The sequence below is a fragment of the Cyanobium sp. LEGE 06143 genome (assembly GCF_015207535.1).
Classification (GTDB): Bacteria; Cyanobacteriota; Cyanobacteriia; order PCC-6307; family Cyanobiaceae; genus NIES-981.
On sequence record NZ_JADEWP010000004.1, the window covers coordinates 22,725 to 32,760 of the forward strand.

10 protein-coding genes are annotated in these 10,036 nt (G+C 69.3%); 3 read left to right on the forward strand and 7 right to left on the reverse strand.

Features of this window, described 5'->3' with window-relative positions; genetic code table 11:
- Positions 1–10 precede the first annotated feature (10 nt).
- The 5 genes from IQ216_RS00845 to IQ216_RS00865 are packed head-to-tail and all read right to left on the reverse strand — an operon-like array spanning position 11 to position 4,463.
- Entirely contained in the window at positions 11–1,048 is a 1,038-nt protein-coding gene (locus IQ216_RS00845) for a lysylphosphatidylglycerol synthase domain-containing protein (protein ID WP_193813933.1), read from the reverse strand.
- Entirely contained in the window at positions 1,045–2,310 is a 1,266-nt protein-coding gene (locus IQ216_RS00850) for a LarC family nickel insertion protein (RefSeq protein ID WP_193813934.1), read from the reverse strand. Before IQ216_RS00850 ends, IQ216_RS00845 begins: the two co-directional genes overlap by 4 nt.
- Positions 2,307–3,014, reverse strand: coding sequence for a hypothetical protein (locus tag IQ216_RS00855; RefSeq protein ID WP_228006976.1), 708 nt, complete (start codon positions 3,012–3,014; stop codon positions 2,307–2,309). The genes IQ216_RS00850 and IQ216_RS00855 overlap by 4 nt, the downstream gene beginning before the upstream one ends.
- Positions 3,011–3,748: a DUF554 family protein gene (locus IQ216_RS00860; RefSeq protein WP_193813935.1), complete on the reverse strand. Its 738-nt coding sequence runs from the start codon at positions 3,746–3,748 to the stop codon at positions 3,011–3,013. Before IQ216_RS00860 ends, IQ216_RS00855 begins: the two co-directional genes overlap by 4 nt.
- Before the next feature lies 1 nt (position 3,749).
- Positions 3,750–4,463 (reverse strand): hypothetical protein, encoded by a 714-nt coding sequence (locus tag IQ216_RS00865; protein WP_193813942.1) that lies wholly within the window; start codon positions 4,461–4,463, stop codon positions 3,750–3,752.
- A gap of 98 nt (positions 4,464–4,561) precedes the next feature.
- Between IQ216_RS00865 and IQ216_RS00870 the strand changes: the two genes are divergently transcribed.
- Entirely contained in the window at positions 4,562–5,416 is an 855-nt protein-coding gene (locus IQ216_RS00870; RefSeq protein WP_193813936.1) for a lipopolysaccharide assembly protein LapB, read from the forward strand.
- Here IQ216_RS00870 and IQ216_RS00875 read toward each other — a convergent pair.
- The gene (locus tag IQ216_RS00875; protein WP_228006977.1) at positions 5,370–5,726 is read right to left on the reverse strand and encodes a hypothetical protein; all 357 of its coding nucleotides are present in this window, start codon (positions 5,724–5,726) and stop codon (positions 5,370–5,372) included. The genes IQ216_RS00870 and IQ216_RS00875 overlap by 47 nt on opposite strands.
- A 69-nt stretch (positions 5,727–5,795) precedes the next feature.
- On the opposite strand from IQ216_RS00875, the gene xth reads away from it, so the two are divergent.
- Positions 5,796–6,626, forward strand: coding sequence for an exodeoxyribonuclease III (gene xth / locus IQ216_RS00880; RefSeq protein WP_193813937.1), 831 nt, complete (start codon positions 5,796–5,798; stop codon positions 6,624–6,626).
- An 87-nt stretch (positions 6,627–6,713) separates the two neighbouring features.
- Positions 6,714–8,357, forward strand: a complete 1,644-nt coding sequence (locus IQ216_RS00885) for an alpha/beta hydrolase (protein ID WP_228006978.1) — start codon at positions 6,714–6,716, stop codon at positions 8,355–8,357.
- 36 nt (positions 8,358–8,393) lie between these two features.
- On the opposite strand, the gene IQ216_RS00890 is transcribed toward IQ216_RS00885, so the two are convergent.
- Positions 8,394–9,860, reverse strand: coding sequence for an FAD-linked oxidase C-terminal domain-containing protein (locus tag IQ216_RS00890; RefSeq protein ID WP_193813945.1), 1,467 nt, complete (start codon positions 9,858–9,860; stop codon positions 8,394–8,396).
- Positions 9,861–10,036 lie beyond the last annotated feature (176 nt).

A 10,036-nucleotide genomic window follows, 5' to 3' on the forward strand; every position in this document is an offset into this window, starting at 1 on the left:
GGGGCGCAACTCAGGCCACAGGTCGAGCTCCTGGGCCGCTCCTGCCCGTGGGGCGATCCAGGCGCTGGTCCAGGCGAGCCGTGAGGGCCGCCAGCAGATCGGCCAGGGTCACCGCCAGCCGGTAGCTGATGGCGATGGCCAGCAGCGGCGCTTCGGCGATCTGGCCGCCGAGCCGCAGCAGCAGCACCGCCTCGAACACGCCAATGCCCCCGGGAGCGCCTGGCACCACCAGGCCGGCGGTCCAGGCGAGGGCAAAGGCGGCCAGCCAGCCGCCCCACCCCAGGGACCCCTGCAGCTCAAAGGCGAGCACGCAGCAAGCGAAGCCGCCGAAGCGCAGCAGCACGAAACCCAGCTGGGCCAGAAGCGGGGCCACGGGATAGGCACCGGGCAGGGGAACGTCGCTCTGGCCCACAGCCAGCGTCTCGGAGCCACTCGCCAGATCCAGCTGGGGGCCCCGGCGCCGTTCGAGGGCCAGCAGCAGGGGCCTCAACCAGCGGGGCAGCAACAGCAACAGGGGCAGCAGCGCCACCAGGGCCACCCCACTGCGCCAGCCATCGGCCGCCACCAGGGCCAGGGCTGCCACGGCGGCAATCATCGGGTCAAGCAGCACGGCCGCGAGGGCCTGGGGCAAAGCCGCAGGGCTGCGCAGCGGACCGGCCGGGTCCCGCAGCAGGGCCAGCCGGCTGGTGAGGTGCCAGATCCCTCCCGGCAGAAACTTGCGCAGGTTGGTGTCGAGATACATCCGCACCAGGGCGGCCCAGCGGGGACGCTGCCCCAGCCAGAACAACACCGCGCCAAAGCCGAGCCCATTGGCCACCAGGCTGAGCAGGCTTGCCCCCATCGCCAGCAGCAGCCAGAGCCAGCCCTGCAGGTCCAGGCTCAGTTGCAGCATCTGGCGGCCGTGGTTGACCAGGGCCGCCAGCAGAAACCCGAAGCTCAGCAGCGTGAACCAGAGGCCCAGCCCGCCGGGCGGGGCAGGCAGGCGGGACAGCCTGGCCTGAAGCTGCCGCTTCAGTCCACTCGCCAGGCCGCCCAGACGCCCGCTCATCGGGCCTCCTCAATGGCGCCAGGCTGCCCCTGATCACACTGGCTGCGCAGGGCCTCCTCAACCACGGCTCGCACCTGCTCAATGCTGAGATTGTGGCTGCGGGCGAGCCCCATCAAGGCATCGTGTTCTGATTTGCTGCGCCAGCGGCCGTCGGGCAGCAGGGCCTGCTTGATCGGCACCTCCCCCAGGGGGGTGGGGAGCAGCCGCTGGCGCCGGGGCAGCACCCAGCGGGGCTGGCTGCGTTCGCGCAGGCCCAGGCTGGTGCTGTGCTGCCACCACACACCCCGCAGACTGGCCGCCATGACCGGGTGGGCCAGGGCCGTGACCAGCCAGCCGGGGCGTCCCTTCTTCATCTGGATCGGCGTGCAGAACACCTCCAGGGCGCCGGCCTGGCGCAGGGCCTCCTGCAGCACGGCCAGGTCTTCAGGGGTGGCGTCGTCAATCTGGGCCTGCTGCTCCAGCACGGTTTCCACGGCGGGCCCCAGCTCCTGCTCGCCCTGGGACGGCCCTGGGGAGGCCCCGGGCCCCTCCACCGGATCGGCCAGCACCAGCCGCAGCAGGTTGGGACGGTCGAGCTGACGGCTGCCCAGGCCGATGCCCACCTGGCGCGGCCGGTGGGCCGGGGGCAGGCCGAAGTTCTCCGCCCATGCCGCCATCAGGGCCAGACCCGTGGGAGTGGTGAGTTCGCCGGCGGGGAAGCCGGCCGCGGAGGCCAGGGGAATGCCATGGCAGCGGGCGATCTCCAGCACCGCGGGGGCCGGCAGCGGCAGGATGCCGTGGGCCGTGGCCACGGTGCCGTGCCCCGCCGGCGGCGGGGTGCACTCCAGCCGGCTGATGCCCAGGTGCAGCAGGGCGGCGCAGACCCCCACCACATCCACCAGGGCATCGAGGGCCCCCACTTCATGGAAGTGCACCTGCTCGGGTGCATGGCCATGAACGCTGGCTTCGGCCTCCGCCAACAGCTCGAACACCGAGAGCACCCTGGCCCGCAGCGCCTCGGGCCAGGGGGCCGCCAGCAGGGTGCGACGCAGGGATTGCCAGGTGCGCGCAGGGGGGTCGGCGTCCTGGTCCACGACCTCCAGGTGCAGGCCCCGCAGCCCGCCGCTGCGGCGCTCGCTGATCTCGAGCGCGTAAGTGCCCGCAAGACCCAGATCGGCCAGGGGGGCGTGGACCACCGCTGGCGGCACGCCGAGATCGAGCAGGGCCGCCAGCAGCATGTTGCCCGCCAGGCCGGTGGGGCAATCCAGCAGGGCCAGCGTCATCGGCCCGGCTCGGCGCCGGAGTCTTCCGTCGGCGCCGCGGCGCCCGAGGGCGTTTGGTGTGAGCTGTCGGGCGGGGAGCCCCGGCCCAGGCGCGGTGCCGCCGCCAGCAGGGTCTGGGCCTGGCCGTCCAGATCCTCGCGCCGCTTCCGCAGGCACTGCTCCACCTCGCGGCGGGCTCGGCGCTGTTCGCGCTGGGCCGTGTCCACGTCGTGGCCCGAGAGGCCCCAGAGCCGGCCCAGCAGGGCGCGATCATCGGCGCCGCCGACGTTGTCGCCGAAGATCACCTGCTCGGCAACCATGCCCGCCTGCAGCACCCGGCTCCAGCGGCGCAGGTCTTCAAGGGCCAGTTTGGCGCTGGCCGGAGGCTCCAGCTCGGTGGTGCCGCCGGCGCTGAGGCCCACGCGCAGACAGGCGAGGCTGCCCACCAGCACCTGGCGCACCACCATCCCCTCCTGGGCGGCGATCAGCACATGGCCGGCCTCATGGGTGGCGATGCGCCGGAGCCGCAACTGACCGCCTGGCATGGCCTCGGCCAGCAGATGGCCGCCCCGGCCCCCGAAGCGGAAGGCATCCAGGCTCAGACCACCGAGGCAGAGCGCCACCGCCAGGGCGATCCACCAGGGTGAGAGCCCGAGCAGGGGTCCCAGCACCGCCAGCAGACTGATCAGGGCGACCACCACCCCTGCGGCCAGGGGAGAGGTCATGGCTGCATCAGCCAGCCCGCAGCGGGGGCCAGCACCAGGGCCGCCAGGCCGTTCACCACCGAAGGATGGGGCAGCAGCAACAGATCAAGGGCCAGGGCCAGCACCAGAAGCCCACCCACGGCCGCCGTGAACAGCACCGCCGGCGCCTGAGAGGGATCGCCCACACCAGTGGCCAGCAGGGCGCCGACGCCGGAGAGGCCGAACTGCAACACACCGAGCGGCAGCAGCACCCAGAGCACCACCAGACCCACCCCGGCGGCCAGCACCGCCGCGCTGAGGCCGTCGAGGCCGGCCTTCACCAGCAGGAGATCGGGATCCCCCAAGGCGCCATTGCGCAGACAGCCCAGCAAGGTCATCGGACCGATGCAGAAGAGCACGAAGGCACCGCTCACCACCTCCGCAGCGCCGCGGGATGGGTCAGCCGCGTGGGGGCGGTTGAAGCTGGCCAGCCAGGCCTCAAGCCTGCGCTCAAGGGCCAGGCAGTGACCGAGCCAGGAGCCCAGCACCAGCACCAGCAGGGCCGCCAGCACGGCCGGGAAGGGCCCGAGCCGCAAGCTCCAGAGAGGCTGAACCATTTCGATGGCCAGCAGCAGAGTGATCACGCCGAGCCACTGCTGCCACTGCCCCCTGAGATCGGCGGGCAGACGGCTGCCGAGGCGCGAGCCCAGCAGGCCACCGCTGAACACCGCCAGCAGGTTGATCCAGGTGCCGCCGGTGGCCGCCCAGAAGGCCATCTCAGCCCACCGGGCGACTCACCGCCGTGCGACCACCACCGCGCTTGGAGGAGGGCTTGCCACCGCCGTCACGGCGGCCCTTGCCACCACGGCTGCCCCGTTGCGCCACCGGTGCCAGCACCTCAAAGCTCTCGAGCTGCAGCTGTTCTCCGTGGCGCCGCATGGCCAGCGAGACGAAGTGGCGCAGATGCTCGAGGGGAAGCTCCCCCTTGAGTTGCAGCTTGAACGGAATCGGACGGCTGCCATCGGCGCGGGGCATCTGCCGCACCTTGACCACCAGATCGCCCGTTTCAGGGCGGGTGTAGATCAGCTCGCCGCGCACCGAGAAGTAGTCATCGCCCTCGGGCAGATCGTCGCTGGCAACAGGGGCCACTGAAGCCTCGCTGACCGCGAGCTCAGGGACCGCAGGCTCGCTGGCCGGCGGCTCAGCAAGAGTGCTGGGTTCCCAGATGCCCACCATCTGCAGGTGCAGACCCTGCTCCTCCCTGGAGCGCGGGTACACCACCCAGAGATGGGGCTGGGAGAGATCGAGGTGCCGACGCATCAGGGTGAGCAGGCGGCCGAGCACCACGGCCTCCACCGCCTGGCCATCAGCCGTGTGGATCGCTCCGCGGGTGAGCTGCTCGGGGTCGGTGGGCACATAGGTGCCGCGCACCACGCCGATGGCCCGGTACTGCAGCGGTTCTGTGACCGGTGGGATGGGGTGGTCGCGCATGTCGACCAATGTAAAGGCCATGGCCAGCCGTGCTGCCGGAGCCCCGGGGCGGAGAACCAGGGCAGACTGGGCACCATCTGCAGCGGATGTCCGGCGCCATGCCACCAGCCCCCCGATGGCAGGGTGCCTGGCTCGCCGTTGCCGCCGTGGCCCTCGCCGGCACGTCTCTGACGGCGGGCTGGTGGCTGGGGCAGCAGCGGGGCGGCAGTGGCCCCGTCTCCTCAGCATCGCGGCCGGGGCTGCAGCGCGAGGCCGCCCAGCTGCGGCGCCGCTTCGACAGTGGCCAGGCCAACGATGCCGAGCAGCAACGCCTGCTGGAGTTGCTGGTGGCCCTCGACCGCCGGGCTGAGGCCACACCCCTGGTGGAGCGGCTGGCCGACCAGCAGCCCCAGCGCTGGTCCCTGCGGCTGCTGTTGGCTGAACTGCGCCGCGACCAGAACGACCGGGCCGGAGCCGAGCGGGAACTGCGTCAGCTGCTGAACCAACGCCCCGACCAGGTGGAGGCCCTCCAGTTGATGGCCCTGATCCAGCTGGAAACCGGACGCGCCGCCCAGGCCAGAAGCCAGCTGGAAGCGGCCCTGAAGCGGGCCAGCACGCCCACGCCCAAGGCCAGCGCCGTGCCGATCGGCCTGCTGCTGGCCAACGTGCTGCAACGCAGCGGCCAGACCGGCCAGGCCGAAGCAGCGTTGAACAAGCTCGCCGCGGCCTTCCCGGACGACCCACGGCCCCTGCTGGCTGTGGCCCTGATTCAGCAGGAGCGCGGCGACACGAAGGCCGCCCACGAGACCTTTGCCAAGGCCCGTCAGCAGGGCGGCAAGGGCGATGATTCCCGGCTGGACAGAGTGGCCGCTGCCTGGGGCCTGGAATCGATCCGGGGCAAGGGACCGGCCGAGCCGCGACCGGAGGTCAGGGAGGGGGCAGCTGGGAGCCAGGAGACGCCGGCTGGGAATTGAAGTCCTGCAGCGCGGCGTCCACGGCATCCCCGGGAGACGTGGCGTCATCCAGTGCGGTGGCCCGCCGCAACCGGTTCATCAGGTCCATGGGGTTGGTGGCATCGAGGATGTTGCCGCCGCTGCTACGGGGGGCGCCGGTGCCGAAGTCCTCGKCGTTGGTGCCCAGCGGGCCGCCGAGGGTCTGGCCGTAGCCAGCCTGCTGAGCCCGGGAGGGTGAGGCCACCAGGCCGGCGGAAGCCCCCGCCAGAGCTGCGGCGACAGCCAGCCCGAGAACCAGGGACGCCGGGCGATTCAGAGCCGTCAGGGCCATGGGGAACGCTCGCGATGCCGACCTCTGGATGCTAATGGGGTTGGAGCCGCTGCTGAGCCGAACCCGCCGATGCGCATCGCCACCTGGAACGTGAACTCGGTGCGGACCCGCCTGGAGCAGATCCAGGCCTGGCTGCAGCAGGAGCGCCCCGAGGTGCTCTGCCTGCAGGAGACCAAGGTGGCCGATGAGCTCTTCCCCCACCAAGCCTTCGGTGAGCTGGGCTACGGCAGTGCCATCAGCGGCCAGAAGGCCTACAACGGCGTGGCCATCCTCAGCAGTCTACCGCTTGAGGATGTGCAGATCGGCTTTGCGGCCCTGCTGCCAGGGCAGGTGCAGGCCGAGCGGCTCGGCGAGCAGAAGCGGGTGATCAGTGCCCTGGTGGATGGACTCAGGGTGCTCAACCTGTACGTGCCCAACGGCAGCGCCCTCAGCAGCGACAAGTACCAGTACAAGCTCGAGTGGCTGGACTGTCTGGGGCAGTACCTCAGCATCCAGGCACAGCAGGGCGACCCCCTCTGCATGGTGGGCGACTTCAACATCGGCCCCGAAGCCCGCGACCTGCATGATCCCCAGCGGCTCACGGGGGGAATCATGGCCAGCGAGGCCGAGCGCCAGGCCCTGGCCACAGCGCTGGACAACAGGTTCAGCGATGCCTTCCGCCTGTTCGAAGCGGAGAGCGGCCACTGGAGCTGGTGGGACTACCGCAGCGGCGCCTGGGACCGGGACCGGGGCTGGCGGATCGATCACATCTATCTCTGCGAAGAGCTGGTGGCCTGTGCCACCGGCTGTCAGATCCACAAGCACACCCGGGGGAACGAGCAACCCAGCGACCACGCGCCGGTGGTGGTGAACCTGGCCTGGCCACCCGAGGAGGAGGACGACGAAGACGGGGAAGGGTGAGTTCAGTAGCCTTCGCCCACCTCTTTTTCATCCTTCATGGCACGGCGTCAGGTCATCTCCAGGGGGATGAAGCGTTGCAGCAGGATCTTGAAGGGACAGCTGGTTGGCCTGGCTCTGCTCGCGGTCGCCGGTTCAGGGCTGCTCAGCCAACCCGCCAGGGCGGAAGAAACGCTCTCCTTCTCCTATGGGCCGCTGATCCGTTCGCTGAAGCTGAGCTCACTGGAGGCCTTTGCCAAGGATGGAACGGTTGAAGAGGATCTCGGTTTTTTCCTGGCGGCGGTGAAGCCCGAGCAGTACCCCCTGCTGCGCAAAGCCCTCACCACGAAGGCCAACGTTGACCCCCTGATCGTTTCGCGATTCTTCAACACGGGAATCGGAGAAGACATTCTCGAGCGCCTCGGCAAAGCGATCACGGTGCTGCGCGGTGAGAACGGGAAACTGGTGCTGCGGGCCGCCTTGGTGAATGCAGCCTTCTCCGAAGAGGGGCTCAGCTTGCTGTCGGTGCTCGACCAACTCCCCACCAACATCCAGATCCATGGCGAAAAGGTGCTGGGAGCTGAAAAGGCCACGGAGCGCGTGATCGCTGCCACCGAGCGCCTGAACACGGTGATGAGCAGCCTCACGGCTGCTGAAGCCGAGGGTCAGCCCGTGGAGGACTACGCCACCCTGGCGAATCCGCGCCAACCGGGTCCGTACACGGTGAGCAAGGACGTCTGGACCCTGACGGATACCACGCGGGACCGTTCATTCTACGTGAATGTCTATACACCTGAGATCCAGGGATCAACAACGATTCCCGTGATCGTGTTGTCCCATGGCCTGGCCTCCCGTCCGGAAGATTTCGCTGAGGTCATGCAGCAGATTGCCTCCCATGGCTATCTGATTGCCGCCCCCCAACACCCCGGCAGTGATGCGATCTGGCTGCAGGAGATGCTGCGGGGCCTGCACCAGGACATCTTTGACGTCAACGACTTTGCCAACCGGCCCAAGGATGTCAGCTTCGTCATCGATGAGCTGGAGCGCCGTAATGCAGACCAGTTCAACGGCAGACTCGATCTCGAAAGAGTCGGCGTAGCTGGCCATTCCTTCGGCGGCTACACCGCGCTGGCCCTGGGTGGCGCCCAGGTTGATCTCGCCTACCTGAAGCAAGACTGCGAACGTCCCTATGCGGCCCTGAATGTCTCCCTGCTACTGCAATGCCAGGCCCTGAAGCTGCCGGCCCAGGAGCTCGCCAACCTCCAGGACGGGCGCACCGCAGCGGTGTTCGCCGCCAACCCGGTGAATCGAAGCATCTTCGGCAAGGAGGGCATCGGCCAGCTCAAGGTGCCGGTGGTGATGGCCTCAGGGAGCTATGACCCCGCCACGCCCCCGGCCCTGGAGCAGGCCGCCTCGTTCACCTGGCTCACGGCCCCMGMCAAGTMCTGGTTGRTCGTGCAGGSCCAGGCCCATGTGAACTTCACCAAGATTGACCCTGGCATCAAGGACGCCATCCAGTCGATGACGGATCTGACCCTGCCCAGCCAGGGCCTGATCGGCGGCTACATCCAGGGGATGGCATTGCCCTTTTTCGAGATGCATCTGCAGGGGAACGACACCTACAAGCCCTACCTGCGTTCCTCCTATGCCGACTATCTCAGCAGGGATGAGAGGTTCAAGCTCTTCATGGTGAGCGGCGCCTCCTCAGAAAAACTCACCCAGGCGATCGAAGCGTTCCGCAGGGATTATCCATGAGCATGAACCATCCCTAGGAAGGAAAAGTCCACCGGCTCAGAACACCACCGCTTCCACGGGCAAGCTGGCCCCTTCCTGCTTCAGCACCTGCACCCGACGGGCTGATTCCGCGCAGGTGCGCGGGGTGGGAAAGATCTTGCCCGGGTTGGCCCTGCCCAGGGGATCGAAGCAGCGCCGCACCAGCTGCATCGTGGCCAGGTCGTCCGGGCTGAACATCCAGCTGAGGTAGCAGCGCTTGTCGCTGCCCACACCGTGCTCACCGGTGATGCTGCCGCCCGCCTCCACACAGAGCCGCAGGATCTCCGCCCCCAGCTCCTGCACCCGCTCAGCGATGCCCGGCTCACCGGCCCGATAGAGGATCAGGGGGTGGAGATTGCCATCGCCGGCGTGGAACACATTGGCCACCGGCAGATCAAAGCGCTCGCCGAGGCCCTCGATCGCCGCCAGCACCCGGGGCAGGGCGCTGCGCGGCACCACCCCATCCTGGAGGTAGTAGCTGGGGAAGCGCCGGCCCAGGGCCGAGATCGCCGACTTGCGGCCCTTCCAGAGCAGGGCCCGCTCCTCGGGATCCCAGGCTTCGCGCACCCGCCTGGCCCCCGCCTGGCGGCAGAGGGCGGTAGCCAGCTCAGCGGCGGCGGCCACCTCCCGCTGCTGGCCATCCAGCTCGATCAGCAGCACGGCGGCGGCGTCGCGAGGGTATTCGTCGTGGCCGAAGTAGTCGTCCACCGCCTCGATCGTGAGGCGGTCCATCATTTCCATCCCCGCCGGCATCACCCCGGCCGCCGTCACCTGGCGCACGGCTTCACCGGCAGCCTCCATGGAGGTGAAGTCCGCCAGCAGCACGGCAACGCTCTGGGGCGCCTGCAGCAGCCGCAGGGTGATGGCGGTGGCGATGCCGAGGGTGCCCTCGCTGCCGATGAAGGCGCCGCGCAGATCGATCTCGGCCATCTCATCGAGCTGACCACCCAGGGTGGTGACCGTGCCATCCGGCAGCACCACCTCCAGGGCCAGCACGTGGTTGCTGGTGACGCCGTACTTGAGGCAGTGCACGCCGCCAGAGTTCTCGGCCACGTTGCCGCCGATGCTGCAGGCCACCTGGCTGGAGGGATCGGGGGCGTAATAGAAGCCATCTCCGGCCACCGCCCGGGTCACCCAGCTGTTGATCACGCCGGGCTGCACGACCACCCGCCGGTTGGCGAGGTCGAGCTCGATCAGCTTGCGCATGCGGCTGGTGGCCACCACGAGGGCCTCGGTTTCGGCCACGGCCCCACCGGAGAGGCCGGTGCCACTGCCCCGGGCCACGAAGGGCACTCCCTCGCGGTGGCAGAGCGCCAGCACATCCGACACCTGCTGGGTGGTCTCGGGCAGCACCACCAGGGGCGGCTGGTGACGGTTCAGGGTGAGGCCGTCGGAGTCATAGGCGAGCAGCTCCTGGGCCGCCGCCACCACGGCGCGAGCAGGCAGCAGCCGAAGCAGATCGCGCTCCAGGGCGGGCCAGTCGATGCGCCCAGCGGCAGAGCTGGCCGAGCCGGATCTCAGGGTGCCGGAGCTCACAGTGCCGGAAGATTCACAGGGCCGGAAGGCTTCCAGGGCCGGTTGAACGTGACCCGAAGCTACCCACAAACCGTTCTGCCGGGTCTTGGGCCAGGATGGGAAGCGGTCGTTCCGTAATGCTCCAC